The following is a 26,235-nucleotide window of genomic DNA, read 5'->3' as shown; positions in this document are numbered from 1 at the left end:
CGGCTAGCTTCCTAGTTTGCTCTTTGATTTTCATTGAGTATCAGTTCTTTAGTCCAAGATAACAGAAAAGTGGGGATTCCTCCGCCACTTTTACTTTTTAATCTTCAATTTCGATTTCAAGATCATCGCCAAGGTCAAGAGTCACTTCTTGATTAGCTACTTCTGATTCCGCAGGTGCAACTTTTTCATCAGCTACTGCATCATCTTCAATCAAGCCAAACTTGACACGAACTTGGTGGTCAATCTCATCAAAGACTTCTGGGTGATCTGCCAAGTATTTCTTAGCATTTTCAGAACCTTGCCCGATTTTCTCATCCTTATAAGAGTACCATGCTCCTGCCTTCTTGATGATGTCAAGATCACTTGCAATCTTCAAAAGCTCACCAGTTCTTGAAATTCCTTCTCCATACATGATTTCAACAAAGGCTTCTTTGAATGGTGGAGCTACCTTGTTTTTAACAACCTTAATCTTGGTTTCCTTACCTACGCTCATATCTTTTTGGTCACCAGTTCCCTTGATTTGTGTGCTTCCACGAACATCCAAACGGACAGAAGCGTAGAATTTAAGGGCGCGTCCACCAGGAGTTGTCTCTGGATTACCAAACATAACCCCTACTTTTTCACGCAATTGGTTGATGAAGATAGCGATAGTTTTTGTCTTATTGATAGAAGCTCCAAGTTTACGCATAGCCTGGCTCATCATACGAGCTTGAAGACCAACGTGGCTATCTCCGATATCTCCATCGATTTCCGCACGAGGTACAAGAGCTGCAACTGAGTCGATAACAACAAGATCAACTGCACCTGAATCAATCAATTTCCCCGCAATTTCAAGACCTTGCTCCCCTGAGTCTGGTTGTGACAAGAGCAATTCATCGATATTAACACCAAGCGCTGCTGCATAGGCTGGATCAAGAGCGTGCTCTGCATCGATAAAGGCAGCAATTCCACCTTCTTTTTGTGCTTGCGCTACCGCATGAAGGGCAACCGTTGTCTTACCTGATGATTCTGGCCCGTAGATTTCAATGATACGTCCCTTTGGATAACCACCTGATCCGAGTGCAATATCAAGAGCCAAAGAACCTGAGCTCATCACTTGGACCTTTTGCTCTGCACGCTCACCCAAGCGCATGATTGAACCCTTACCAAAGTCTTTTTCAATCAATTTAAGGGCATCGTTTAGGGCTTTTTCACGATCAGCACCAAATTTTTTGCCAATTTCGTCTAATTTTTTTGTTGGTTTTTTCGCCATTTTATTCTCCTGTATTCTAATAGTCCTTAGACCTTCTTCTATTATAACAAATCTCCATCACTTAATAAAGCTTTGCGAACTAGGTTAAAGGCATGTAAGACTGCAATTTCTCGCACATCTGCACGACTTCTACCTGCGATATTGGCCTGGATAACTTCTGTCCCCGAAGCTTGCGCCAAAGCGATAAAGACGGTACCTGCTGGATGTCCTTCTAGGCTATCTGGTCCAGCCACTCCTGTCAAACTAATGCCAAAATCTGACTGAGTCTTGATTCGTGCCTGTTCAGCCATTTTTTCAGCAGTAAAGGCTGAGACGACTCCGTGTTTTTCCAATTCAGCATGTGGAATATCAAGCATCTTAGCTTTTTCTTCAAGGCTATAGGTCACAAAACCACCTTTAAAGATAGCAGATACACCTGAGAAATCAGCCAAAGTAGCTTGAAAAAGACCTGCAGTCAAGCTTTCTGCTGCAGTGATAGTTTTCTTTTGCTTTTTCAACTCTTCTACTACCAGGCTAGCCAGGCTGGTTTCTTCCCCATAGCCATAGCAAATTTCTCGAAGTGAAACACCCTCAAAAGTTTCTCTTTCAAGGATTTTTTGTTCTAAAGTATCTAGAACACGATCCGCTTCTTCTTGACTCTTAGCCTTGGTCGATAAGCGAAGCGTCACTTCCCCAGTTTTAGCATAAGGTGCCAAGGTGGGATCCGTCTGCTGGTCAATCAAATCTGATAGAATGGTCACTAGCTGGCTCTCACCAATGCCAAAGAAACGAAGCACACGTGAATAGAGCTTAGATCCCGTTGTCAATCTTGGAAGCAACTCATTTAAGACCATAGGTTTCAATTCACTTGGAGGTCCTGGTAGAACGACGTAGGTTACCCCAGCCACCTCGATCATGCCACCGACTGCCAGTCCTGTTTCGTTTGGTAATGGAGTTGAACCTTGAACGATTTGAGCCTGGCGTTCATTATTTGGAGTTCTAGCATAGTCTGGTCGATGAGCAAAAAAGTCATCTAGCTTAGCCTGAGCCTGAGGATCAAAAGTCAAGTCACGTCCTAAAAATTGAGCCAAAGTTTGCTTGGTCAAATCATCTTCCGTTGGCCCCAAGCCACCTGTTAAAATAACTAGACTACTGCGATTCTGAGCAATTTCTAACAAGGATAAGAGACGAGCCTCGTTATCTCCTACAGCTGTCTGAAAATAGACATCTACACCGATTTCAGCCAACTTTTCAGACAAGAATTGCGCATTGGTATTGACAATTTGTCCTGTCAAAATCTCTGTTCCAACAGCTATAATTTCTGCTTTCATTTTTTCCTCCTACTTACCTATTCGGATTTCTTTGAAAAAATCGCAGGATAATTCCTACGATTTGATGAATAGTTTCCTATTATTCTAACTCTTCTACTGCAACACTAGTAGATTGAGGCAACTGACCCTGACCATAAAGATTCTCATACAAGACTACGTTGGTCTCCAAATTCGTAACCTCTGGTTGCCCGAGCGAACGGCGTAAAAGATTTTGCATCTCTAACATATGCTCAGATGTCACGATTTGGTAAGATGTCCCTTGAAGCATTGCATCCTCTCCACGCAATTGTTGAGACTCAATATTCTTAAATGAATCTTGATAACCCATCAACTGAGGAATCGTTGTCGTTGTAATCTCGATATTTGTCTGCATATTGTCACTAAGAGCCTTCAAAATCTCTTGATAGTGGCTCACACTGTTCAGACTAAGAATCTTCTCGACAACTTTTTGAATCACTTCACGCTGGCGTTTTTGACGACCATAGTCTCCTTCTGGATCCTGATAACGCATACGTGAATAAACAAGGGCTTCTTCACCATTTAGCTTCTGTTCACCAACACCGATAGAAATCGTATTAAATGGTTCCTGATCTTGGATAGAGATTGGGAAACCTAGAGTGTTGTTCACTGTAATTCCACCTACTGCATCAACCATTCTTTGAAGTCCATGCATGTTGACCATGACATAACGGTCAATGTGGATATTCATCATTTTTTGAATCGTTGAAATAGACAACTCTGCTCCACCATTGGCGTAGGCGGCATTGAGTTTAGCCTCTATTACACTACCATCTGGTTGCTGAATTTGTGTGAGAATATCACGCTCCAAACTCATCATGACTGTCTTCTTGGTTTTAGGATTCACCGTCACCAAGATCATTGAATCACTATTACCAGCCCATGGATCTGTACGTTCAACATTCCCTGTGTCCACTCCCATAAGCAAAATCGTCAGAGGTTCGGTCGCTTCAATGACCTTGGTTTCTTCTCCGATTTTTTTATAGGTTTTGGCCAAAGTCTGCGTACTCTGTTGGTAAATCGTATAGGCATAAGCTCCCACACCAAGTACTGTCACAAGAACAAAGCCTAAAAACATTCCGATTATCTTTTTTGCCATACTCTTATTCATCTATCAGTTGACCCATTAGGTAAACATCTAGAAATTCTCCTCCTTCTATACAAGCACCACGTTCCTGTAATCCTTCTATGTTAAAGCCCATTTTTTCATACAGATGTACCGCAGCAAGATTTCTTTTTTGAACTGTCAATTGTAAACGTCGAATACTACCACTTGATTTGGCCCATTCAATAGTTTCTTCCATCAAGATACTACCGAGACCATTTCCCCAGTAAGCTTTTTTTATTCCTAAAAAGACATCTCCAATATGACGGACTCGCGGACGTTGATCAGCTGTTGTATTGATGATTCCTACTAACTCGTCATTCAAAAAAGCGAGTAGGGTAATTTGATTATCCGACTTGGCCTGCTTGTCAATAAAACATCGCATTTCGGATTCACTCATTGCAATCCCATTTTCATCCAGACTGGTAAAACTAGTCTCTTGACCAATTTGATCTAAGAGAGCAATGACCGCTGAAGCATCCTGGGCTTCCGCTTCACGGATTAAAAGATCATACTCCATCCGTCAATCCTTTCAAAAGTTCTGTCGCTCTTTGGCCATGAGCATGAAAGACGATTTCTCGGCCCTCATCTTTTTTAAGGATTTCTAACTCCAGATAATCTGATGGAAGATTTTCCCCCAATAGATGTCCCCACTCAATAACCGTTACACCTGAACCAAAAAGGAATTCATCCAAGTCGATAGAATCTGCATCCCCTTCGATGCGATAAACATCTAAGTGATACAGGGGTAGACGTCCTTCATATTCTCTAACAATGGTATAAGTAGGACTCTTAATCATTTGATGAATGCCTAATCCCTTAGCCAGACCCTTTGTTAGCGTTGTTTTCCCAGCACCTAATTCACCAGTCAAAATCAACACATCATTTTTTTCTAACAAGTGCCCTAGCTTTTCCCCAAGTGCAATCAACTCATCTTCATTTTTTGTGTACATGTATTTATTATACCAAAAAGTTTTATTTTGTGATATTTCCATCAACAAAAAAAGAGGAGACTCCCCTCTTTTTTTAGTTTTTTTCATTAGTTAAGAGCCATACTGATGTAGTTCAAGATAAACAAGGCATCCAAAATCCAAATCATGACATGCACATCTTTCACTTGACCTTTGACAACCTTCGTCAAAGTATAAGTTAAGAAACCAACAGCAATCCCTTGTGTGATTGAGTAGCTGAATCCCATAAAGATAGATGTGAAGAAAGCTGGAACAGCTTCAGCCATATCATCCCAAGGGATATTTTTCAAGTTAGAAAGCATCATAATTCCGACGATGATCAAAATTGGTGCAGTTGCAGCTGTTGGAACAATTGCTAGAAGTGGGCTAAAGAAGCTTGATAGGGCAAAACAGATGGCAACAACCAAAGCTGTCAAACCAGTACGTCCACCAGCACCGATACCCGCTGCAGACTCAACATAAGTTGTAACGTTTGAAGTACCTGCAATAGCACCTACTGAAGTTGCCACCAAGTCAGAGTAAAGAGCCTTATCCAATTTAGCTGACTCATGGTTTTCACCACTTGTTGCAATGATACCAACTTTTTCACCAGTACCGATAAGAGTACCGATAGTATCAAAAATATCTGTCAATGAGAAAGCAAGAATGGCCATCAAGGTTTCTGGCAAACGAGAAGTGTTTGAAATCAGAGATCCCAATCCTTCTGAACCAAGAGCAGCACCAAACAAAGTTCCTAGGTCGTTAACTGCTGATGAAAGATTATTGCTTGCAAAGTCAATGCTAGACAAATTAACAAGACCAACAGCAATCGCAAGAACTGTCGTTGTCAAAATAGAAAGGATGATACCACCTTTGATCCCCTTAACAACGAAGAAGATAGTAATGGCAATACCTGCAAGAGCTACCAAGACAGCTGGAGTGTTGAAGTCTACCAATCCTGGAACAGCTGCTGAGTTTGCAGTAAGTGCTGCTTGAGCCTTATCTGCTCCTTCACCTGCTACTGTATAAGTACCTGGGTCAATCGAGAATTTCAAGAGACCAGCATTTTTAATCCCAACATAAGCAAGGAAAACCCCAATACCTGCTGAAATCGCTGAACGAAGAGTTGTAGGAATAGATTCGATGATCATTTTACGAACATTGGTCAATGTAATAATCAATGAAATAATCCCACAGATGAAGACCATTCCAAGGGCTTCTTGCCATTTATAACCCATCCCAAATACGACGGTAAATGTGAAGAAGGCATTTAGTCCCATACCTGGAGCTTGCGCATATGGCAAGTTAGCATAGAAGGCCATCATCAAAGTTCCCACAACAGAACCAATAATTGTCGCCAAGAATACACCCTGAACAGGCATTCCTGTTTGTGAAAGCATTTGAGGGTTTACAAAGAGAATGTAACTCATTGCAAAGAAAGTTGTTAAACCAGCAAGAACCTCTGTACGGACATCTGTCCCGTGCTCTTTTAGTTTAAATAGTTTGTCCATTTTTAATCTCCTTTGTCATTTTACGAACAATACTACCATTATATCACCAATCATTCATCTTTTCAAGATGTTTTTTCTGATTTTAAAAATTCTTATTAGATATTATTGTCTCTATTTTCGCTTATTATCAGCTTTTCTAGTCACTTTCTGATATAATAGAAAACATCTTATCTGAAACTAGATTCGGGAGGATTTTATGACTAAAAAAATGATTGCCGTCGATTTGGACGGAACCTTGCTCAACTCTGAAAGCAAACTTTCTGATTTTACTATTGAAACGATTAAAAAAATCTCTAAAAAAGGCCACCAAGTTGTTATCGCAACTGGTCGCCCTTACCGTATGGCCAAAGATTTTTATGATCAACTTGAACTTGAAACCCCTATGATCAACTTCAACGGTTCACTCACTCATCTGCCAGGTAAGACTTGGAAACATGAAAAGTGTCTGACTGTGGACAAAAAATACCTCTTGGATATCGTGAAACGAAAAGAGGAGATCGAGGCAGACTTTATCGCAGGTGAATACCGTAAAAAGTTTTACATTACGGCTCCAGACAAAGAAATTGCCAACCCTAAATTATTTGGTGTTGAAAACTTTCGCCCTGAAAACCAATTCCAGTCTGATTTAGTGACCAAGGGGCCTAACTGTATTTTATTACAAACTAGGGCAGATGATAAATATGCACTAGCTGAAGAGATGAACAGCTTTTACAAGCACCAACTCAATATTAACACTTGGGGTGGCCCTTTGAACATTCTCGAATGTACTCCCAAAGGAGTTCACAAGGCCTTTGCCCTCGAATATCTTCTCAAGGTCATGAATATAGACAAACAGAATTTGATTGCCTTTGGTGACGAACACAATGACCAAGAAATGCTTTCTTTTGCAAGTAAAGGCTATGCCATGAAAAATGCTAATCCTGCTCTGTTACCTTTCGCAGACGAGCAATTACCATTGACCAATGAAGAAGATGGCGTCGCTCACTTTTTACAGGAACGATTTCTTTAATTTCACTCATTCTATACTTTTGGGGTAGGCATTAGCTACCTTAAGAGTATGGAATTTTTTTGAGCTCAAAGTCAATAAAAAAAGGATTTGAATCCGTCTTTTACAGATCCAAATCCCAACAAATGATGTCTATTTCTTTAAAACGATACGATCTGAAGCCTCACGGTCCATGTCATCGATAATAATCTGGTTCTCCTCTGCCACATAAATCTTGATATCGTCTCCAATAAAGACTCTCTGATTTTCTGGTTCGAAGGTCACCTTCTTCACCTCTTTATCTCCGTTCGCTTCAACTTCTGTCCACGTTCCGGTATTTCCAGTGACTACAAGAGTAATGCTATCACCCTCGTCTTGTCCCTTGTAGGTCCCATCTATATTAGTAGTTACGTCAGTCTTTGCACTAGTAGTAGAACTTGAAGCACTGGTTTCTGATACTTGACTAGTGCTCACTTCAGAGCTAGGGCTTGCTTGGGATGAAGGTGTCGACTTAGTTGTTGACGAACAAGCAACTAAAAGACTAAGACTTACTACAGTAGCAAGAGAAAGTGTAAATTTTTTTAGTGACATAATGTCTCCTTTCTTTCAGGAGCTAAAGGCAGAAAAACTGCAGAACTATTCTACTTATACTATATCAAATAAAGGAAACAAGGTCAATCAAGCAACTATGTTTTTATAAGGTAGGCACGAACTTCAGATATAAAATAGAGGGAACCTGTAACAAACAGTAAGTCTTTCTCACCTGCAGACTTTTCAAAATCATCTATAAAGTCTCGATAGGAAGCAACTCTATGATAGTCGCTCAAATCTTTCTCCTCCAAAGATCCCTGATAATCAAAGCTCGTCACATAGAGAGCTGTATCAGGTAAATGATCTGTCAGATAACCAAGCATACCACTGTAATCTTTACGCTTTAAAGCTCCAAAAAGGATTTGAGGTTGATAACCTTGCTGAATTTTTTCCTGGATAAATTCAACTAACCGCTCCAAGGCTGGTAGATTGTGGGCACCATCTAGATAAATGTGCTCCGTAACAGCTTCTAGACGCCCAGCCCAACTGGTTGTTTTCAGAGCATACCGGATAGCTTCCTCATTGACCTTTTCACCTCTCTCTGTCATAAACAACAGAAATGCCTGCAAAGCAAGGGCGGCATTTTCCTCTTGATAAGCTCCTTCCAAACCCAGTTTTAATTGGGTCAAATCCGCTAGAGAAGAAGAAAAATTTCCTGATTTGAAAGAAAAATCTCGGTCAGCTTGGTAGAGAGTTACATCTAAATCTTCTGCTATCTTTTGACAAACGAGCTGGGCTTCAGGAGCTAAGTTTGCAATCACTGCTACTCTTTCTGGCTTAAAAATTCCTGCTTTCTGTTCAGCGATTTCTTCCAGACTATTGCCCAAGGTCTCCTGATGATCTAGGCCGATTGAAGTAATAACTGCAATCTCTCCAGTCACCACATTAGTGGTATCAAGAAGTCCACCAATCCCAACTTCTAATAGAACTAGATCCACCTCTTGTTCTTTAAAATAAAGCAAAGCAATCACGGTTAACAACTCAAAAAAAGATAGCTGATCGTGTGTTTCTAGAAGTCTTTGCTCCATTTCCTTAACTTGATTTGCTAAACGGATAAAGTCTGCATCCGATATAGGTTGACCATTGATACAAATCCGATCATGGATGCTAACAATGTGGGGCGAAGTAAAGGTCCCCACCTTCTTACCATGAGAAAGAAAGAGCTCTCTCATAAAGGCGATGGTTGAACCCTTTCCATTTGTCCCTGTCACATGGATAATAGGATAGGCTTGCTCAGGGTTCCCCAGCAAGTCTACCGCTCTCTGCATCCGCCCCAAACCTGATCTAAAATTCAAACCGATTCGACTATGAAGCCATTTTTCTACTTCAAACACGCTTAATCTCCTTAATCCTTAATAAAAAAGCGAAGATTCTCTTCGCTTTTTACTTCATTAGCTAGTATTTAATTCTAGTATGGGAGAAAAATGTCCCCCGGACGTTCCAACTCTCCCTAGTTTCTAGGAGTTGGGGTAAAAACGTTCCCCGAACTCGCCAGCTCTCTCTTATTTCAAGGAACTGGGCTGATACAGTCTCCCAGACTTACTTACGGTCTTTACTTTTAGCGTAAGGCTAAAAACGTTCCCCCGACTTACCAACTCTCTCCAGCTTCTAGGAGTTGGGCTAAAAACGTCCCCCAAACTCGCCAGCTCTCTCTTATTTTAAGGAACTGGGCTAAAAACATCCACTGGACTTACCAGTTCTTCCTTATTTCAAGGAACTGGGCTGATACAGTCTCCCAGACTACCTGCATTTCCAATTTCTAGCGCAGGGCTAAAAACATCCACTGGATGTTTTTACTCCTCCATAAAGCTGTTGAAGACTTCTTCAATCATGTTCCATTCATCTTCTGAATCTTCAGGGATTGGTTGCAATTCGCCTTCTGTTCCATCTTCATTTTCGATGAATGAATAAGCTTGAATTTCAACTTCGCCGTTTTCATCTTCTTCTGCATTAACTGGTACAAGAAGGACATAGTTTTTACCAAATTCTTCTTTTCCGTCAATAGTCAAAAGGATTTCAAATAAAGTTTCGTTTCCTTGCTCATCTACAAGTGTAATAAGTTCACGTTCTTCGTGATCGTGGTTGTGATCGTGTGACATAGTTTCTCCTCTGTCTTAAAATTTTCTATCTAAATAATTTTGCAAAATTAATTGAGCAGCTAGTTTATCAATAACTTTTTTACGCTTATTGCGACTAATATCTGCTTGCTCAATCAACATACGCTCTGCAGCGACCGTAGTTAGGCGTTCATCTTGATACTCTACTGGTAGACCAAAGAGTTCTTCTAGTTTGGCCCCATAGGCTTGACTGGCTTCCACGCGCGGTCCGCTGGTATTGTTCATATTTTTAGGCAAACCAACAACAAAACGGTCTACCTTATAGGTAGTAACCAGTTCCTTGAGGCGTTCAAAACCGAACTCTCCCTGTTCTTCATTGATTTGGATGATTTCAAGCCCTTGTGCCGTAAAACCTAACGGATCGCTAATCGCTACTCCTACCGTTTTGGAACCAACGTCCAATCCCATAATTCTCATAGATTATAGATCGACTCCTTGTCCTTTAAGGTAGTAGCGAACCAATTCTTCAACGATTTCATCTCGCTCATACTTACGGATTTGATTTCGTGCATTGTTATAACGAGGAACGTAAGCTGGGTCTCCACTGAGAACATAGCCCACGATCTGGTTAATAGGGTTATAGCCCTTTTCATTCAAAGAAGCATAGACATCTGTCAATGTTTCACTGATTTCTTTTTTATTGGAATCGTCCAATTTAAAACGTACGGTTTCTTCAGTAAATCCCATTCTAACACCCTCTTTCCTTAGAATAGTACTATTATAGCACATTCGCGGTCGTTCTACAAATCACACAGTCTGATTCTGCTGATTTTCTCTGACTTTTTACTGGACTGTTGCCCCATTTGCAACACGATTAGCAATATAGTCCTCTGGTTCGTTTTTCAATAGATTTTCCAGTCCAACATTCTTCAAGTATTCGTTTTCACTTGCTTTTTTGAGATCCAGTGTTTGGAAATCATAGCTAGTCTTGGTTTCCATTTCTTTCTCATTTAAAAGAGTCGTTTCAATGGTAAATCCTGAAATTTTTCGAGCCGCTTGAACAGACTCATCCTTGTCCTCAGCTTCTTTAAGAGCTTTTTTAGCTTCATCTAATCCTCGCTCAGAAATATAATTTTTTAAATCTTCTGATACAGGACGCTTTTGCTGAATGGTCAAGCTTAAAAATTGATTGCCTTTGTAGGTAATGATTTGAGTTTGCTGTGCTCCACTCTCATCAGCTGGCAAAACCAAGGTCTTGGTAACAACTGTATTCTTGGTTGCATTTTCTAATACGGGCAAGGTAGACTGTAGGGCTTCTTGAGAACTCTCAGTAGTTGAAGCTGCTGTTTCTTTTTTCTGACCACATCCAACGAGCAAAAATAGTGCTGCGAATGTTCCAATGACTAACTTTTTCATAAATCCTCACATGTTATCCAATTTAAATATTAGAGAAGGCCAGGAGTCACTCCCAGCCTTGATGTTTTATAGAGCCGCACGTAAACGCGCTTCTGCATTTTCCACATTACGGACAGAGCGTGGCAAAAAGGCACGGATATCGTCTTCTTTATAGCCAACTTGTAGGCGTTTCTCATCTACAAGAATCGGACTTTTCAAGATACGTGGTGTTTCCATGATTAGGTTGAGCACTTCATTGACACTCAAATCTTCGATATCAACACCAAGGGCCTTTGCATAACGATTTTTCGATGATACGATACTTGCAATTCCATTGTCTGTTTTTGTCAAAATATCAAGTAGTTCTTCTCTCGTGATTCCTTCCTTACCAAGGTTTTGTTCTTTATAACTTAACTGGTGGGCATTGAGCCAGGTCTTCGCTTTTTTACAGCTAGTACAACTTGAGACTGTATAAATTTTGATCATGTACCTACCCCTTTCGCTACATGTTACTATCAGTTTAGACTATTATACCATAAAAAACATCGGACTTGCGACCTATTTTTAAAAAATTTTAACTTTTTTGGCAATTTTTGAACTTTTTTCTTGACAAAACACGAACTATAACCATTCTTTATATTTCTTAATGTAAAATTTCTTAATAACTGTGACGCTAAACATATACAAGAAAATAATACAAATTAAGAACAAGAAGTAAGGAAGTCCTAAGGGTGCTAGACGAAGGATATTTACTAGTGGTCCATAAGGTAGACTGGTTACGAAAAAGGCTGCAACCAGAGTCATCAAAATCACAAGCCAAGCTGGTCTGCTTTGTACAAAAGGAACTTTTGCTGTACGAAGCATATGGATGACCATAGTTTGAGACCACATAGATTCGATGAACCATCCTGTTTGGAACAAGATAATAAACTGAAGGGCAGATTCAGACCCGTGAACATAGTGATGACCTGTCACCAATGGAACAATGATAAAGTAGAGGAAGATAAAGGTCAAAATATCAAAGACTGATGAGATCGGTCCCATCCAAACCATAAATCGCGTAATGGATTTTGCTTCCCATGTATGGGGTTGTTTAAGGAAGTCTTGATCCACATTATCAAATGGCAATGCCACACAAGACAAATCATAGACTAGGTTTAGGACAATGAGATGAACAGGAGCCATTGGTAAAAATGGTAAGAAAATACTCGCAACAAGGAGTGAGAAGATATTCCCAAAGTTTGAACTGACGGTCATCTTGATGTACTTGGTCATGTTGGCGTAGACCTTACGACCCTCAACGATACCAGTTTCAAGAACCATGAGATCCTTGTCTAGCAAAATAACATCCGCAGTTTCCTTGGCGATGTCTACTGCTGTATCTACAGAAATACCGACATCTGCCACCTTCATGGATGGAGCGTCATTAATACCGTCACCCATATAACCAACACCGTGACCATTTTTCTTTAACTGTAGAATGATACGGGCTTTTTGATCAGGAGACAATTTAGCAAATACTGTTACACTTTCAACCGCTTCTGCCAATTCTTGATCTGTCATTTGGTCAATGTCAGCCCCTAAGAGCATATGCTCAACGTCCAAACCAACCTTTTCACAAATGGCTTGGGTTACTTTTTCGTTATCCCCAGTTAAAATTTTTGTTTTGACACCATGCTCAAGTAGAGCTTGAATGGCTGGTGCTGCAGATGGTTTTGGCGGATCCAAAAAGGCAAGGTAACCTGTAAGGATCATGTCACTTTCATCAGTCACAGCATAGGCATAATCTTCACGTAGACCTGACTTGTAACCAACACCTAAAACACGCAAACCTTGACGGTTTAATTGACCAACTTCTGCTAATACTTCTTGGCGAATGTCTTCGGTTAGGGGAATGATTTCTCCGCGATATTCCACATGAGTCGAAATGTTCAACATTTCTTCCAAAGCACCTTTAGTAACCATACTAACGACATTGCTGTCGTCTTTGACGATGACACTCATGCGTCTGCGTTCAAAGTCAAAAGGCAGTTCATCAATCTTTTGGAAGATTTTATCCAAATCTTGTAGAATAGCGTGTTCTTTGGATTCTTTTTCAGTTCTACTGATAATGGCACGGTCCATCAAGTTTTTCAAACCTGTTTGGAAATGTGAATTTAGATAAGCTCTTCTTAAGACCGCCATATCCAAATCACCATGGATATCCAAGGGATATTCTAAGACAATCTCATCTTGCGTTAGAGTTCCTGTTTTGTCCGTACATAGGATATCGATTGCTCCTAGGTCTTGAATAGCATTGAGTTTTTTGATAACCACCTTTTCCTTGGCCATGATAATGGAACCTTTGGCCAAGCTGGCTGTGATAATCATTGGAAGCATTTCTGGTGTCAGTCCGACACCGACACTCAAGGCAAAGACTCCAGCCTCTAGCCAGTCTCCATCGGTCAACCCATTTGCAAAAAACACAATCGGAACCATGACAAGCATCAAGCGGATCAAGAGCCAAGAAATGCTGTTCATTTCACGTTCAAAAGAAGTTGGCTCATCATAGGTGTTGAGAGTTTGCTCAATAGCTCCCATCATGGTGTCATCACCAACAGCGAGAACCATAGCTGTAGCACTTCCTGAGATAACGTTTGTCCCCATGAATGCCAAAGATTCTGCTTCTAAAAGACTCTCTATATTTTGACTAGTGGCTTTATTTAAAGCAAGCTTTTCGACTGCATCGCTTTCTCCAGTCAAACCTGACTGTTGAACAAAAAAGTCGCGGGATTCAAACAAGATAACATCTGCAGGAATCATATCTCCCGCACTCAATTTCACGAGGTCTCCCACAACCAACTCATCGATAGGTAACTCTTGTTCAAGACCATCGCGAATAACAGTTGCTGTGTTGACAATCATTTTTGAAAGATTGGTTGTTGCCTTATCGCTTCGCAATTCTTGGACAAAACGGATGCCTCCTGAAATCAAAACCAAGACAACGATAATGATAGATGTCGTTGGATCTTCTTGACCAGGTTTGGCAAGCCAGACATTTGTAACGAGAGAGATAAAGGCAATCACAAGCAAAATGATTGTGAAAGGATTGATAATGGACTCATAAATCTTTTTAAAGATGGAATCCTCTTGACCCTTGGTAATGGTGTTTTCATCATATAAGTCACGGTTTTCTTCGACTTGTTCTTGGTCTAAGCCTTTTAGACTTGTATGGTAAAAAGCTAGACTATCTTTTAATGGGGTTTGAATAGCTGCTGCTAGTCTTTCTTTTGTAGTTTTCATTGGTTTCTCCTATCTGTATGAATGGTAATTTCATACACAGGGACCAATCACTTTATAAGGACAAAACGACACAAATCAGCGATTGGCTGTGTATGTGCGGTTCTGGATGATCGTCAATTTGCATCGTTTGTCTCCTTTCTTCTAAAACAGCAGAAAGTCCTGCCATAAAATGGCAGGACTAAAAAACTTATGATCTGTTTTCGTTCAAGCTTTAACTCCATAGGGCGATGTAATGAGCTTAGTCTTGACCTTCGCGACCAGGACTGTTGACCAACGAGTAGTGTCTCCACTGCTTTGCGGTAGTCATCCGTATCCCTATGGTAGCCTCACCTACCGTTTTCACCTTTCAGTATAAACCTTTAACTAGTAAAAGTCAATGATTTATCTCATTTTTCTTAGATTACGATTAATTCTTTTGGAGCAAGGGTTAATAACTCACAACCTGTATCTGTAATCAGGATATCATCTTCGATACGAACCCCGTATTTACCTTCAATATAAATACCTGGTTCATCAGTCAAGACCATACCAGTTTTGATAACTTCTTTGGAAGTTTGGCTAAAGTAAGGTTCTTCGTGAATATCAAGTCCAATACCATGCCCGATACCGTGAGTAAAATATTCTCCATAGCCTGCTTCCACAATAATATCACGAGGAATCTTATCAAAGTCTCGGAAACCTAAACCAGCCTTAGCTTGGTCAATCAATGCTTGGTTGGCTTTTAGAACTGTATTGTAAATCTCTGCCTGCTCGTCACTGACATGACCGAGGTAGATGGTCCGAGTCATATCACTGACATAATGCTCGTAAAGGCATCCAAAGTCCATAGTGATAGCTTCGCCTAGTTCTACTGGCTTGTGCATTGGGTGGGCATGGGGTTTAGAAGAGTTGATGCCACTCGCTAGAATCGTATCAAAAGACAAACCGGCAGCTCCAAGCTCTCGCATACGGAAGTCGAGGAAGTTGGCAATTTCAATTTCTGTCTTACCTGGTTTGATAAAGTCAAGAGCATCGTGGAAAGCTTGGTCTGAGATGGAACAAGCCTTACGAATAGTCGCAATCTCTGTCTCATCCTTAATCATACGAAGCGCCTCAACAAACTGTTTCTGTGGAACTAGTTCCAAACCTTCAAAGGCGGATTGCATGCGATGGTAATAAGAAACTGAAATCTCATCTTCAAACCCGATACGAGAAAGACCCAGGTCTTTTGCAATTTTTGCGATAGTAGCCAACTCGTCACGCTCCGCAAAAATCTCAAAACCAGTTACTTCTTGCTTGGCAGCAATGATATAGCGGGCATCTGTCACCAAGACCTGACGGTCACGACTGATGAAGACTGTTCCATTTGAACCCCAAAATCCTGTCAAATAGTAGACATTTTTGAGGTTGTTGATAATGATTCCATCTAGTTCTTTTTCTTGCATTTTATCTAAAAATGCTTGCACACGTTTATTCATGATGTAACTTTCCTTTCAAATACTGTCCTGTATAGCTGGCTTCATTGGCAGCTACTTCTTCTGGTGTTCCTGTTGCGATAATGGTTCCGCCACCCACACCACCTTCTGGTCCTAAGTCGATAACATGGTCTGCTGTTTTGATGACATCCAGATTGTGCTCGATCACGAGAACTGTATTTCCATCATCGACAAAGCGAGACAAAACGGTGAGTAGTCGAGCGATGTCCTCAGTATGCAAACCAGTTGTCGGCTCATCTAAAATGTAGAAGGACTTACCTGTCGAGCGCTTGTGGAGTTCGCTAGCCAGCTTCATACGCTGGGCCTCCCCTCCAGAAAGTGTCGTAGCTGGTTGTCCTAAGGTCACATAACCTAGACCAACATCCTTGATGGTCTGGAGTTTGCGTTGAATTTTCGGAATGTGTTGGAAAAATTCTACTGCGTCGTTGACGGTCATATCCAAGACTTGCGAGATATTCTTTTCCTTGTAGTGAACTTCCAGGGTTTCGCTATTGTAACGAGTTCCATGGCAGACTTCACACGCTACGTATACATCTGGCAAGAAATGCATCTCAATCTTGATAATCCCATCACCCGAGCAGGCTTCACAGCGACCACCCTTGACATTGAAACTGAAACGACCCTTCTTGTAGCCTCGAATCTTGGCTTCATTTGTCTGAGCAAAGAGGTCTCGAATGTCATCAAAGACACCTGTATAGGTCGCAGGATTAGACCTCGGTGTTCGTCCTATTGGACTTTGGTCAATATCTATCAGACGGTCGATATGCTCGATTCCTGTAATAGTCTTAAACTTCCCAGGTTTGTCTGAATTGCGATTGAGCTTTTGAGCAATGGCTTTTTTGAGGATGCTGTTGATTAGGGTCGATTTCCCTGAACCCGACACCCCTGTCACCGCAATGAATTTTCCGAGAGGGAAGCGAGCGGTGATATTTTGTAGGTTGTTTTCACGCGCACCTGTCACTTCGATAAAGCGACCGTTCCCAACGCGGCGTTCTGACGGCACTGGAATCGCACGTTTTCCTGACAAGTACTGGCCTGTAATGGATTTACTGTTGCAAGCCACCTGCTTAGGCGTTCCTGCTGCTACAATCTCTCCACCAAAGACCCCTGCACCAGGACCAACGTCAATCAGATAATCAGCCTCTCGCATGGTGTCTTCATCGTGTTCTACCACGATCAAGGTGTTCCCCAAATCACGCATCTTTTTCAGACTGGCAATCAGACGGTCATTGTCCCTTTGGTGAAGACCGATAGACGGCTCATCTAAGATATAGAGGACTCCTGAGAGGTTGGAACCAATCTGGGTTGCCAAGCGAATACGTTGGCTCTCCCCACCTGATAAGGTTCCTGCCGAACGAGAAAGGGTCAGATAGTTGAGACCGACATTATTGAGGAAGGTCAAGCGGTCCTTGATTTCCTTCAGGATAGGACGAGCGATGATAGCTTCATTTTTTGATAGGCTCAACTGATCAATAGCCTCCAAATGGTCTGCGATGGAGAGGTCTGAAATTTCTCCGATATGGAGTCCTTTTTCTCCCCCTACTCGAACAGATAGGGCCTGGTCATTGAGACGATAACCACGACAGGTTCCGCAAGTTAGCTCATTCATATAAAGGCGCATCTGAGTGCGGGTGTAGTCGCTATTGGTTTCATGGTAACGTCGCTTAATATTCCCTATAACACCTTCAAAAGGAATGTCGATATCACGAACTCCGCCGAATTCATTTTCATAGTGGAAATGGAACTCTTTACCATCTGAACCATAGAAAATGAGATTCTTATCCTCCTCTGACAAGGCTTCAAAAGGAGTATCCATGTCCACTCCGAAGGCTGTCATAGCTTGTTCTAGCATGTTTGGATAATAGTTAGAAGAGATAGGGTTCCAAGGTGCTAAGGCTCCCTCACGAAGGGTCTTGCTAGCATCTGGTACGACTAAGTCCGTATCAACCTCTAGCTTGATCCCCAAACCATCACACTCACTACAGGAGCCAAAGGGTGCATTGAAGGAGAAGAGACGGGGTTCTAGTTCCGGAACTGTAAAGCCACAGACTGGACAAGCGTAGTGTTCTGAAAAGAGTAACTCCGAATCATCCATAGTATCAATAACTACATAACCTTCAGCGATACGGAGGGCTGCTTCGATCGAATCAAAGAGACGACTACGGATACCTTCTTTAATGATAATACGGTCTACCACCACATCGATGGTATGTTGTTTATTCTTTTCAAGTTCAGGAACTTCGGTCACATCATAGACAAGGCCATCGACACGGACACGGACGTAACCATCCTTTTGAATCTTTTCAATCAGAGTCTTATGTTGCCCTTTTTTCTTACGAATAACAGGAGCCAAAATCTGCAGACGCTGGCGCTCTGGCAATTCCAAGACCTTGTCGACAATCTGCTCTACAGACGAAGCCTTGATAGCCCCATGTCCATTGATACAGTAGGGTGTTCCTACACGAGCATAGAGGAGACGTAGATAGTCGTTGATTTCCGTTGTTGTCCCAACCGTTGAGCGAGGGTTTTTACTGGTCGTTTTCTGGTCAATGGAAATGGCAGGGCTGAGACCGTCGATAGAATCCACATCTGGTTTTTCCATATTGCCCAAGAACTGACGAGCATAGGCTGACAAACTCTCTACATAGCGGCGTTGCCCCTCTGCATAAAGGGTATCAAAGGCAAGACTGGACTTGCCCGAACCCGACAGCCCCGTCACCACAACTAGCTTGTCACGTGGAATTTCCACGTCAATATTTTTTAAATTATGGGCGCGAGCCCCATGGATGACAATCTTATCTTGCATGTTACTTCTTTCTAGTCCATTGTTGCTTTCCATTATACCAAAAAAAGTGAAATTCTATTACCAAAAAAGCCGATTTTGTAGTATAATAGTACGGTGCTAAAAATCACTGAAACACGGATTAGATTAGGAAAGGATAGGAGATATGAAACAAGTCTTTCTCTCAACAACAACTGAATTTAAAGAGATCGATACGCTCCAGCCGGGCACTTGGATCAATCTCGTTAATCCTACCCAAAGCGAATCGATGGAAATCGCCTCTGCCTTTGATATTGATATCGCTGACCTCCGTGCACCACTCGATGCGGAAGAGATGTCTCGTATCACCATCGAAGATGAGTACACCTTGATCATCGTGGACGTTCCCATTACTGAGGAAAGAAACAACCAGACCTACTATGTGACCATTCCCTTGGGGATTATCATCACAGAGGAGGCTATCATTACTACTTGCTTGGAACCTCTCCCACTTCTAGATGTCTTTATCAATCGGAGACTTCGGAATTTCTATACCTTCATGCGTTCGCGCTTTATCTTTCAAATCCTCTACCGCAACGCTGAAATTTATCTGACAGCCCTTCGTTCAATTGAACGTAAGAGTGAGCAAATCGAAACCCAACTTCACAAGTCTACTCGAAATGAAGAATTGATTGAACTCATGGAGTTGGAAAAGACCATCGTCTACTTCAAGGCCTCTCTTAAGACAAACGAGCGCGTGATTAAAAAACTGACTAGCGCAACTAGCAATATTAAGAAATACCTTGAAGACGAAGACTTACTTGAAGACACCTTGATTGAAACGCAACAGGCCATCGAGATGGCGGATATCTATGGAAACGTCCTTCACTCTATGACAGAGACCTTTGCCTCTATCATTTCGAACAACCAGAACAATATCATGAAAACCTTGGCCCTCGTGACCATCGTTATGTCTATCCCGACTATGATTTTCTCAGCTTACGGAATGAACTTTAAGGACAATGAAATCCCTTTAAACGGAGAACCGCATGCTTTCTGGCTCATCGTCTTTATCGCCTTTGCTATGAGTGTTTCTCTCACTCTTTACCTCATCCATAAAAAATGGTTCTAAACAGGAGTTATTATGTCACAGATTGATTTAAAAGAATTAACAAAGAAAAACCAAGAATTTATCCATATTGCAACCCAGCAATTTCTCAAGGACGGAAAAACAGATGCTGAAATCAAGGCTATCCTTGAAGAAGTCATTCCTCATATCCTTGAAGAACAACCAAAAGGGGTGACAGCTCGTTCTATCTACGGAGCACCAACTCACTGGGCTCATAGTTTCAGCGAAAAAGAGCAATTCGAGAAAGAACATCCAAAAGAAAACGACGATCCAAAATTGATGATGTTGGATTCAGCCCTTTTCATCACAGGATTATTTGCAGTAGTTAGCGCCTTGATGAGCTTCTTCTCAAACCAACCTGTGGCCTACGGATTGGTAACACTTATCAGTGTAGGGGCCTTTGGTGGAGTTGCCTTCTATCTTCTCTACCACTTCATTTACCGCTACTACGGACCAGATACTGACCGTAGCCAACGCCCACCATTCTGGAAATCACTTTTGGTCATGCTAGCAACCATGTTTGCCTGGGTCTTCATCCTCTTCTTGAGTAACTTCCTTCCACAAGCCATCAACATCAGCTTACCACCTCTTGTTTTGTTGGTGATTGGAGGAGCTCTCCTTGCCCTACGTTTCTACCTCAAGAAACGTTTCAACATCAAGAGCGCAAGTGCAGGACCAGCTAGATATTAAGATAAACAATGAAAGTAGTGTGTTTTGTAGACAGACTACTTTTTTTGTAGTTCCAAATCATTTTTCGATTCTCAAAAGAAGTAAACACATTTTCTAATAACATTCTAATGTAAAGCCTTCCCTTGGAATCCCGAGGTTTTATCCTTGAATCCAAGTTGTTTTTCTGTTATACTAATAAAGTAATAAGGAGAAATATATATGACTAAACAGAGAATTAATCAAATTGTTGGTTCAATTGGTGCCTTTATCGGGATTATTGTATTTATAGCCTACATCCCCCAAATTTTTGCCAATTTACAAGGGAACAAAGCTCAACCATTTCAACCTTTATCAGCAGCAGTCTCTTGCTTAATCTGGGTCATTTATGGATGGACAAAAGAGCCTAAGAAAGACTGGATTCTAATCATTCCAAACTCGGCTGGGGTTGTCCTTGGCGGACTGACCTTCCTTACTGCTCTATAAGAAATCAACTACTATAAAAGCAACCACATGATTGGTTGCTTTTTTACTACTTTCTTGATCTAAAAGCCTTCTTCTGACTCTAATTCTTGTTGTTTTCCCTCATCTTTTGTGATACAATAGCATCAATTTTTTCTAGGAGGATAATATATGACTTCTACTATTGGTATTATAAGTTTATCTAGTGGGATTATCGGAGAAGACTTTGTCAAACACGAAATGGACTTGGGTGTCCAACGTCTCAAGGGCCTCGGACTCAATCCTATCTTTTTACCCCATTCGCTAAAAGGCTTAGACTTTATCAAGGACCATCCTGAAGCTCGTGCGGAGGATTTGATGCAGGCATTTTCTGATGATAGCATCGACATGATCTTATGCGCCATCGGTGGAGACGATACCTATCGTTTATTGCCTTATCTTTTTGAAAATGACCAACTACAAAAGGTTATCAAACAAAAGATTTTTCTTGGCTTCTCGGATACAACTATGAACCACCTCATGTTGCATAAACTAGGAATCAAGACTTTTTATGGTCAATCCTTTTTAGCAGACATTTGTGAGTTAGACAAAGAAATGTTGCCATACAGCCTCCACTACTTCAAAGAATTGATTGAGACGGGAAGAATCTCGGAAATTCGACCTAGTGACGTTTGGTATGAGGAAAGAACTGACTTCAGTCCCAAAGCTTTGGGAATACCTCGTGTCAGCCATGCAAATACAGGTTTTGACTTGCTACAAGGAACTGCCCAGTTCGAGGGAAAAATCCTCGGTGGTTGCCTCGAATCCCTCTACGATATCTTTGACAACTCTCGATATGTAGACAGTACAGAACTCTGCCAAAAGTACAGACTCTTCCCTGACTTATCCGACTGGAAAGGAAAAATCCTCTTGCTAGAAACAAGTGAAGAAAAGCCTGAACCTGATGATTTCAAAAGATGTTGCGGACTTTAAAGGAAACTGGGATATTTGAAGTCATCAGTGGACTCTTGGTCGGAAAACCTATGGATGAAACTTTCTATGACGACTATAAAGAGGCACTATTGGATATCATTGACAGCAATACCCCGATTGTCTATAATCTAAACGTTGGTCATGCCACACCAAGAGCAATTGTTCCCTTTGGAGTCCACGCGTATGTAGACGCAACGGATCAAGTCATTCGCTTTGACTATAACAAAGAAAGCTGAGATGAATTTCTCAGCTTTTTTCAGTATCGTTACTAGCATTTTCATCACATACTACCGATGGCTAAAATGATCAAGGCTAGGCTATTGCCTAACATGTGAACAAGTAGGGGATAGTAGATATTCTCCTTTTCTTTCACATAAATAATAGAAAAGGCAAGGCCCCCACCTAGGTATCCGACTGCACCGACCCACTCTGATAAAGACAAACTGTGCATATGAGTAAGCGCAAAGGCAAGGCCGACCAAAAAGACACTCAGCCAAGTTGGCAGACTTTTCCTTAAATATCTCAATAAAATTTGACGGAAAAAGAGCTCTTCCACTAAAGGGCCTATGACACAGGCAAAAACCGCTATCAGTAGTGGTTGTTCTTTAAAGGCAGTTTGTATATTAGCCTCGTTTAGTCCCTGTCCGCTTAATCCCAACATCTGTCTCAACATTTCCGATAGGAGCCCAAAGAGAATGGTTAAAATGAAAAGCAAGGCCCAGCCTTTTAAAACCCCAAAGATAAATTTCCTTTTAGAAGTTCTAACCTCTTCCCACTTTGGGAGCAATAGGGACTTAAATAAGAAGCAACCATACACAAACATGATGGTATAGACTAAATAAGTCCCTGCAGAAGAAGGCAATGGAGAATCAAATACTCGTATACCATCAAACACAAAAAGAATTGTATAGAGGAGCCCAAAAATCAGAACTCCCTTATTTTTATTAGACTTCATTTCACTTTCCCTTCCATTCACAATCATTCTCATGGTCATCAACCAGACCGGCAGCCTGTAGAAATGACAAAGCTGCAACAGGACCCGTAAACTTAAAGCCTCGTTTTTTGAGATCCTTGGATATTTTTTCAGACAAAGGCGTTTTGGCTGGTGCTTGACTGTAGTCCGGGATATCATTAACAATGGTCTTCCCATCTACAAAAGACCAGAGATAAGCATCAAAAGAGCCATACTCTTTCTGAACTTGTAGAAAGGCCTGGGCATTAGCTCGCGTCGCAAATATCTTGGCACGATTGCGGATAATTACTGGATTATTCATCAAAACTTCTAGCTCTTCATCCGTCATGTCTGCAACAGCTTGAATTTGGTAACCATTAAAAACTTGACGGAAGGCCTGGCGTTTATTGAGCACCGTTTCCCAAGAAAGACCAGCCTGATAGGTCTCCATACAGAGCAACTCAAAAAGTGCCCTGTCATCATGGAGGGCCTGGCCCCACTCCTCATCATGGTAGGCTACATATAGCGGGTTGTTCATTTTGACCCAGCCACAACGTTTTGGCATAGACTTCTCCTATTTCACCAACATCTTGAGGGCAGACTTGATATAGTTCTCAGCTGTATCTGTCGTTCCTTCAAAGAATTTCTTGATTTTCTTAAGCTCAGTTGCCTTGTAGCCCAAGGCCAACATGGCTTCCATGGCTTCTTCCAATTCTTGGTTATCACTGCTAGATGGAGCTGCAGTTTTAGCAGGGAGATCGTCTCCTGCCACAACAACTTTCCCTTCTAAGTCCAACACCATCTGTTGGGCTGTTTTCTTACCGATTTTAGGGAACTTGGTCAAGTAGGTGATGTTCTTGCTTTCGATAGCTTGGACAAGGCCTGCATTGTCATCAGCTGCAATAATGGCAAGAGCGGAAACAGGACCAATGCCTGACACAGAGATCAAGCTGAGAAAGAGCTTTTTCTCGTCTTCTGAGCGGAAACCGTAAAGGAGATGAGCATCTTCGCGAACGACTTGATGCACATAGATTTGCGCTTCTTGGTTGACTTGTCCTGAGTAGGCATAGGGGTTAGCTACGTGTAGGATATAGCCGATTCCGTTTGCTTCTAGAACGATGTATTTGGCAGTAATTTTGGTAATAATACCCTTTAGATATTCGTACATAATTTTCCCTTCAATTATACTCAATGAAAATCAAATCTAAACTAGGAAGCTAACCGTAGGCATAACTTGAGTTAGGCAAGGTAAGGCTGACGCAGTTTAGAGAGATTTTCGAAGAGTATTAGTATTTTCCTAGCTCTCGGAGGCTGGTATGATTTTCCTGAATGCGACGGAACATCTTTTCCATGTCCGACTTGGTAAAGTGAACCAAAACAGGACGTCCGTGTGGACAGTTATAGGGGTTATCACATTGAGAGAGTTGATAGAGGAGTTGTCTAGCCGAGTGATCATCGATACGGTGGTTAGCCTTGATAGACCTCTTGCAGGACATCATAATGGCTAGTTCAGCTCGGTATTTCTTGATTGAAACTTCCTTGGTCAAGAGGAGCATGTCGCACATCTCATAGATTCCAGATTCAATTTCCTCCTCTGCCATCCAAATGGGATGTTCGCGCAAGATAAATTGATTCTCCCCGTACTCTGCTAGAAAGACGCCAACTTCCTCTAAAAGAGACATTCTTTCCTTGAGGCGAAGGGAATCATCCGCAGGAAATTCAAAGATATAGGGCACTAGGAGTTGCTGCTGGCTCTGGTCAACATTGCCAATACTTTCGCGATACTCCTCATACTTAACCCGCTCCTGAGCTGCGTGTTGGTCTATGATGTAAAGCCCATCTCTACCTTGGGCAAAGAGATAGGTTCCATGCATCTGACCGAAAAATTCCAACTCCGGGAAGCTTGAAGATTCTTCTCGCTCCAGCTTGTCATAAGCCTTATCCAAACTAGCCATATCTAACTCAGGATGATCCAGTTGGTCGTAACTGATAGACTTTCTCTCTGCAAAATGCAGTTTTGCTGGTTTGGTCAGCTGATCCAAGGTTTCCTTAGCGAAGAGGTTCAAATCCTGTCTTTCTTCAGTCAGATTCACCTGATGGTCTGCTACCTCAGCTTGAGGCGGTCTTGTCAGCTCCGTTTGCTCGTAGTAAAGATTATTTTCTTTAAGCGGGAGAATGGTTTGCTCTACTTTTTCACGATTGCGTACGGTAGACTTTGCCAGATTTTCCAAGGCATCTGGAATCAAGGTATGTTCCTTGAGACTCTTTGCAATAGCTTCTGAAACCAGTGTCATCAGCTCTCTTTCCTTAGAAATACGCACCTCTTGCTTGGTTGGATGCACATTGACATCGGCTAAGTAAGGGTCAATCTGGATGTGAATAACAGCTAGTGGAAAACGCCCCACCATGAGCTTGCTGCCGTAACCATCTAAAATAGCACGATTGAGCAGGAAGTTTTTGATATAACGGCCATTGATAAAGAGACTGATGTAGTTACGATTAGCCCGTGTTAATTCCGGCAAGGACACAAAACCAGAAATTTCAAAGTCTAGGTCAGAATTCTCAATCTCAACCATCTTTTTGGCACTGGCTAAACCATAAATCCCAGCAATGGCTTGGCGCAGTTGACCCGTACCAGCTGTTCGTGTCATTTCCTTGCCATCGCTAATCAGGCTAAAGGAAATCTCAGGATGGGCTAGCCCCAGACGATTAACAATATCAATGATGTGGGACAACTCTGCCTGCTGACTCTTCATATACTTGAGACGAGCTGGTGTGTTGAAAAAAAGGTCTTCCACACAAACCTTAGTCCCCACAGGACTGGTCGCTGGAATGATTTCCTCAACTTCTCCCCCACGAGCCACTAACTTGGTCCCGTGACTTGCTCCATCCACCGCAGTCAACAAAGTTAAAACACTAACAGAAGCGATTGAAGGCAGGGCTTCACCACGAAAACCCAGCGTGCGAATCCGAAAGAGATCTGCCTGATTCTTTATCTTACTAGTGGCATGACGACGGAGGGCCAACTCTACTTCGTCGTGGGCAATCCCGTGACCATTATCTGTTATTTGGATTTTCTTAAGACCAGCTTCTTCAATCTCAACGATAATCTGGCTTGAACCAGCATCGATAGCATTTTCAACTAATTCTTTGACAACGCTAGCAGGACGCTCGATAACTTCTCCTGCTGCAATCTGGTTGGCCAATACTTCTGGCAATTCAATAATATGAGACATTTTCCAGCCCCTTTCTCAACTGTTTTTATCTATTTCTCTGAAAATAATACTCTTCAAAAATCAAATTCAAACCACGTCAGTCTCGCCTTGCCGTATATGTGTTACTGACTTCGTCAGTTCTATCCA

General features: G+C 41.7%; 24 protein-coding genes, 1 pseudogene and 1 riboswitch. Of the genes and pseudogenes, 5 read left to right on the top strand and 20 right to left on the bottom strand.

The genetic code is table 11. The annotated features are described in order from the left end of the window. Positions 1–97 precede the first annotated feature (97 nt). The 6 genes from recA to ADH31_RS03080 all read right to left on the bottom strand — a co-directional run bounded on the left by recA (position 98) and on the right by ADH31_RS03080 (position 6,146). Positions 98–1,252 carry a recombinase RecA gene (gene recA / locus ADH31_RS03105; protein ID WP_049508962.1) on the bottom strand — a complete coding sequence of 385 codons (1,155 nt, stop codon included), beginning with the start codon at positions 1,250–1,252 and terminating at the stop codon, positions 98–100. A gap of 41 nt (positions 1,253–1,293) precedes the next feature. Next, positions 1,294–2,562, bottom strand: coding sequence for a competence/damage-inducible protein A (locus tag ADH31_RS03100; RefSeq protein WP_049508961.1), 1,269 nt, complete (start codon positions 2,560–2,562; stop codon positions 1,294–1,296). Positions 2,563–2,641: 79 nt separating this feature from the next. Next, the gene (gene brpA, locus ADH31_RS03095) at positions 2,642–3,679 is read right to left on the bottom strand and encodes a biofilm formation/cell division transcriptional regulator BrpA (RefSeq protein ID WP_049502894.1); all 1,038 of its coding nucleotides are present in this window, start codon (positions 3,677–3,679) and stop codon (positions 2,642–2,644) included. Between the two features lie 4 nt (positions 3,680–3,683). Next, on the bottom strand, positions 3,684–4,205 hold the full coding sequence (locus ADH31_RS03090) for a GNAT family N-acetyltransferase (RefSeq protein ID WP_049508960.1): 522 nt from the start codon (positions 4,203–4,205) through the stop codon (positions 3,684–3,686). Next, positions 4,195–4,638 (bottom strand): tRNA (adenosine(37)-N6)-threonylcarbamoyltransferase complex ATPase subunit type 1 TsaE, encoded by a 444-nt coding sequence (tsaE, locus tag ADH31_RS03085; RefSeq protein ID WP_049508963.1) that lies wholly within the window; start codon positions 4,636–4,638, stop codon positions 4,195–4,197. The genes ADH31_RS03090 and tsaE overlap by 11 nt, the downstream gene beginning before the upstream one ends. Positions 4,639–4,724: 86 nt before the next feature. After that, on the bottom strand, positions 4,725–6,146 hold the full coding sequence (locus ADH31_RS03080; RefSeq protein WP_049508959.1) for an NCS2 family permease: 1,422 nt from the start codon (positions 6,144–6,146) through the stop codon (positions 4,725–4,727). 196 nt (positions 6,147–6,342) lie between these two features. On the opposite strand from ADH31_RS03080, the gene ADH31_RS03075 reads away from it, so the two are divergent. Continuing rightward, the gene (locus ADH31_RS03075) at positions 6,343–7,155 is read left to right on the top strand and encodes a Cof-type HAD-IIB family hydrolase (protein WP_049508958.1); all 813 of its coding nucleotides are present in this window, start codon (positions 6,343–6,345) and stop codon (positions 7,153–7,155) included. 129 nt (positions 7,156–7,284) lie between these two features. On the opposite strand, the gene ADH31_RS03070 is transcribed toward ADH31_RS03075, so the two are convergent. From ADH31_RS03070 to uvrA, 10 genes are all read right to left on the bottom strand, one after another. Further along, a complete protein-coding gene (locus ADH31_RS03070; RefSeq protein ID WP_049508957.1) occupies positions 7,285–7,722 on the bottom strand; it encodes an SP_0198 family lipoprotein in 438 nt (145 codons plus the stop codon). A 95-nt stretch (positions 7,723–7,817) separates the two neighbouring features. Next, entirely contained in the window at positions 7,818–9,056 is a 1,239-nt protein-coding gene (locus tag ADH31_RS03065; protein WP_000464362.1) for a bifunctional folylpolyglutamate synthase/dihydrofolate synthase, read from the bottom strand. Positions 9,057–9,515: 459 nt separating this feature from the next. Then, positions 9,516–9,821 (bottom strand): DUF1292 domain-containing protein, encoded by a 306-nt coding sequence (locus ADH31_RS03060; protein ID WP_000017624.1) that lies wholly within the window; start codon positions 9,819–9,821, stop codon positions 9,516–9,518. A 15-nt stretch (positions 9,822–9,836) separates the two neighbouring features. Continuing rightward, a complete protein-coding gene (gene ruvX, locus ADH31_RS03055; protein ID WP_045762582.1) occupies positions 9,837–10,256 on the bottom strand; it encodes a Holliday junction resolvase RuvX in 420 nt (139 codons plus the stop codon). Positions 10,257–10,259: 3 nt separating this feature from the next. Then, complete coding sequence (locus ADH31_RS03050) at positions 10,260–10,526, bottom strand: IreB family regulatory phosphoprotein (RefSeq protein WP_000507060.1); 267 nt, start codon at positions 10,524–10,526, stop codon at positions 10,260–10,262. A gap of 96 nt (positions 10,527–10,622) precedes the next feature. Further along, positions 10,623–11,195 carry an SP0191 family lipoprotein gene (locus ADH31_RS03045; RefSeq protein WP_000737513.1) on the bottom strand — a complete coding sequence of 191 codons (573 nt, stop codon included), beginning with the start codon at positions 11,193–11,195 and terminating at the stop codon, positions 10,623–10,625. A 66-nt stretch (positions 11,196–11,261) separates the two neighbouring features. Next, complete coding sequence (spx, locus tag ADH31_RS03040) at positions 11,262–11,660, bottom strand: transcriptional regulator Spx (RefSeq protein ID WP_000591165.1); 399 nt, start codon at positions 11,658–11,660, stop codon at positions 11,262–11,264. A gap of 135 nt (positions 11,661–11,795) precedes the next feature. Continuing rightward, positions 11,796–14,456 (bottom strand): magnesium-translocating P-type ATPase, encoded by a 2,661-nt coding sequence (gene mgtA / locus ADH31_RS03035; RefSeq protein ID WP_049508956.1) that lies wholly within the window; start codon positions 14,454–14,456, stop codon positions 11,796–11,798. Between the two features lie 188 nt (positions 14,457–14,644). After that, a riboswitch (M-box (ykoK) riboswitch) is annotated at positions 14,645–14,798 on the bottom strand. Between the two features lie 53 nt (positions 14,799–14,851). Continuing rightward, positions 14,852–15,913 (bottom strand): M24 family metallopeptidase, encoded by a 1,062-nt coding sequence (locus ADH31_RS03030; protein ID WP_049508955.1) that lies wholly within the window; start codon positions 15,911–15,913, stop codon positions 14,852–14,854. Beyond that, entirely contained in the window at positions 15,906–18,737 is a 2,832-nt protein-coding gene (gene uvrA / locus ADH31_RS03025; RefSeq protein ID WP_049508954.1) for an excinuclease ABC subunit UvrA, read from the bottom strand. Before uvrA ends, ADH31_RS03030 begins: the two co-directional genes overlap by 8 nt. Before the next feature lie 142 nt (positions 18,738–18,879). On the opposite strand from uvrA, the gene ADH31_RS03020 reads away from it, so the two are divergent. The 4 genes and pseudogenes from ADH31_RS03020 (at position 18,880) to ADH31_RS03005 (ending at position 22,157) form a co-directional block, all read left to right on the top strand. Further along, positions 18,880–19,824 (top strand): magnesium transporter CorA family protein, encoded by a 945-nt coding sequence (locus ADH31_RS03020; RefSeq protein WP_049508953.1) that lies wholly within the window; start codon positions 18,880–18,882, stop codon positions 19,822–19,824. Between the two features lie 12 nt (positions 19,825–19,836). Beyond that, positions 19,837–20,511: a DUF1129 domain-containing protein gene (locus tag ADH31_RS03015; protein ID WP_006153110.1), complete on the top strand. Its 675-nt coding sequence runs from the start codon at positions 19,837–19,839 to the stop codon at positions 20,509–20,511. Between the two features lie 198 nt (positions 20,512–20,709). Beyond that, positions 20,710–20,973, top strand: coding sequence for a SemiSWEET family transporter (locus tag ADH31_RS03010; protein ID WP_049496815.1), 264 nt, complete (start codon positions 20,710–20,712; stop codon positions 20,971–20,973). A 147-nt stretch (positions 20,974–21,120) separates the two neighbouring features. After that, positions 21,121–22,157 (top strand): annotated as a pseudogene (locus ADH31_RS03005) (S66 family peptidase). Positions 22,158–22,201: 44 nt separating this feature from the next. On the opposite strand, the gene ADH31_RS03000 reads toward ADH31_RS03005, so the two are convergent. From ADH31_RS03000 to mutL, 4 genes are all read right to left on the bottom strand, one after another. Further along, a complete protein-coding gene (locus tag ADH31_RS03000) occupies positions 22,202–22,876 on the bottom strand; it encodes a CPBP family intramembrane glutamic endopeptidase (RefSeq protein WP_049508952.1) in 675 nt (224 codons plus the stop codon). A gap of 1 nt (position 22,877) precedes the next feature. After that, positions 22,878–23,438 carry a DNA-3-methyladenine glycosylase I gene (locus tag ADH31_RS02995; protein ID WP_049508951.1) on the bottom strand — a complete coding sequence of 187 codons (561 nt, stop codon included), beginning with the start codon at positions 23,436–23,438 and terminating at the stop codon, positions 22,878–22,880. A 9-nt stretch (positions 23,439–23,447) separates the two neighbouring features. Further along, a complete protein-coding gene (gene ruvA, locus ADH31_RS02990) occupies positions 23,448–24,041 on the bottom strand; it encodes a Holliday junction branch migration protein RuvA (RefSeq protein WP_049508950.1) in 594 nt (197 codons plus the stop codon). Positions 24,042–24,159: 118 nt separating this feature from the next. After that, positions 24,160–26,109 (bottom strand): DNA mismatch repair endonuclease MutL, encoded by a 1,950-nt coding sequence (gene mutL / locus ADH31_RS02985; RefSeq protein ID WP_049508949.1) that lies wholly within the window; start codon positions 26,107–26,109, stop codon positions 24,160–24,162. Positions 26,110–26,235: the final 126 nt, after the last annotated feature.

The organism is Streptococcus pseudopneumoniae (genome assembly GCF_001072375.1).
Taxonomy (GTDB): Bacteria; Bacillota; Bacilli; order Lactobacillales; family Streptococcaceae; genus Streptococcus; species Streptococcus pseudopneumoniae_L.
The sequence above is the reverse complement of the archived record's forward strand: the minus strand, read 5'-3'. Positions and strand labels throughout refer to the sequence as shown.

What these genes read in the sequence shown, in the direction of transcription:
- recA (WP_049508962.1), bottom strand. Translation starts at nt 1,252, where the DNA reads ATGGCGAAAAAACCAACAAAAAAATTAGACGAAATTGGCAAAAAATTT.
- ADH31_RS03100 (WP_049508961.1), bottom strand. Translation starts at nt 2,562, where the DNA reads ATGAAAGCAGAAATTATAGCTGTTGGAACAGAGATTTTGACAGGACAA.
- brpA (WP_049502894.1), bottom strand. Translation starts at nt 3,679, where the DNA reads ATGGCAAAAAAGATAATCGGAATGTTTTTAGGCTTTGTTCTTGTGACA.
- ADH31_RS03090 (WP_049508960.1), bottom strand. Translation starts at nt 4,205, where the DNA reads ATGGAGTATGATCTTTTAATCCGTGAAGCGGAAGCCCAGGATGCTTCA.
- tsaE (WP_049508963.1), bottom strand. Translation starts at nt 4,638, where the DNA reads ATGTACACAAAAAATGAAGATGAGTTGATTGCACTTGGGGAAAAGCTA.
- ADH31_RS03080 (WP_049508959.1), bottom strand. Translation starts at nt 6,146, where the DNA reads ATGGACAAACTATTTAAACTAAAAGAGCACGGGACAGATGTCCGTACA.
- ADH31_RS03075 (WP_049508958.1), top strand. Translation starts at nt 6,343, where the DNA reads ATGACTAAAAAAATGATTGCCGTCGATTTGGACGGAACCTTGCTCAAC.
- ADH31_RS03070 (WP_049508957.1), bottom strand. Translation starts at nt 7,722, where the DNA reads ATGTCACTAAAAAAATTTACACTTTCTCTTGCTACTGTAGTAAGTCTT.
- ADH31_RS03060 (WP_000017624.1), bottom strand. Translation starts at nt 9,821, where the DNA reads ATGTCACACGATCACAACCACGATCACGAAGAACGTGAACTTATTACA.
- ruvX (WP_045762582.1), bottom strand. Translation starts at nt 10,256, where the DNA reads ATGAGAATTATGGGATTGGACGTTGGTTCCAAAACGGTAGGAGTAGCG.
- ADH31_RS03050 (WP_000507060.1), bottom strand. Translation starts at nt 10,526, where the DNA reads ATGGGATTTACTGAAGAAACCGTACGTTTTAAATTGGACGATTCCAAT.
- ADH31_RS03045 (WP_000737513.1), bottom strand. Translation starts at nt 11,195, where the DNA reads ATGAAAAAGTTAGTCATTGGAACATTCGCAGCACTATTTTTGCTCGTT.
- spx (WP_000591165.1), bottom strand. Translation starts at nt 11,660, where the DNA reads ATGATCAAAATTTATACAGTCTCAAGTTGTACTAGCTGTAAAAAAGCG.
- mgtA (WP_049508956.1), bottom strand. Translation starts at nt 14,456, where the DNA reads ATGAAAACTACAAAAGAAAGACTAGCAGCAGCTATTCAAACCCCATTA.
- ADH31_RS03030 (WP_049508955.1), bottom strand. Translation starts at nt 15,913, where the DNA reads ATGAATAAACGTGTGCAAGCATTTTTAGATAAAATGCAAGAAAAAGAA.
- uvrA (WP_049508954.1), bottom strand. Translation starts at nt 18,737, where the DNA reads ATGCAAGATAAGATTGTCATCCATGGGGCTCGCGCCCATAATTTAAAA.
- ADH31_RS03020 (WP_049508953.1), top strand. Translation starts at nt 18,880, where the DNA reads ATGAAACAAGTCTTTCTCTCAACAACAACTGAATTTAAAGAGATCGAT.
- ADH31_RS03015 (WP_006153110.1), top strand. Translation starts at nt 19,837, where the DNA reads ATGTCACAGATTGATTTAAAAGAATTAACAAAGAAAAACCAAGAATTT.
- ADH31_RS03010 (WP_049496815.1), top strand. Translation starts at nt 20,710, where the DNA reads ATGACTAAACAGAGAATTAATCAAATTGTTGGTTCAATTGGTGCCTTT.
- ADH31_RS03000 (WP_049508952.1), bottom strand. Translation starts at nt 22,876, where the DNA reads ATGAAGTCTAATAAAAATAAGGGAGTTCTGATTTTTGGGCTCCTCTAT.
- ADH31_RS02995 (WP_049508951.1), bottom strand. Translation starts at nt 23,438, where the DNA reads ATGCCAAAACGTTGTGGCTGGGTCAAAATGAACAACCCGCTATATGTA.
- ruvA (WP_049508950.1), bottom strand. Translation starts at nt 24,041, where the DNA reads ATGTACGAATATCTAAAGGGTATTATTACCAAAATTACTGCCAAATAC.
- mutL (WP_049508949.1), bottom strand. Translation starts at nt 26,109, where the DNA reads ATGTCTCATATTATTGAATTGCCAGAAGTATTGGCCAACCAGATTGCA.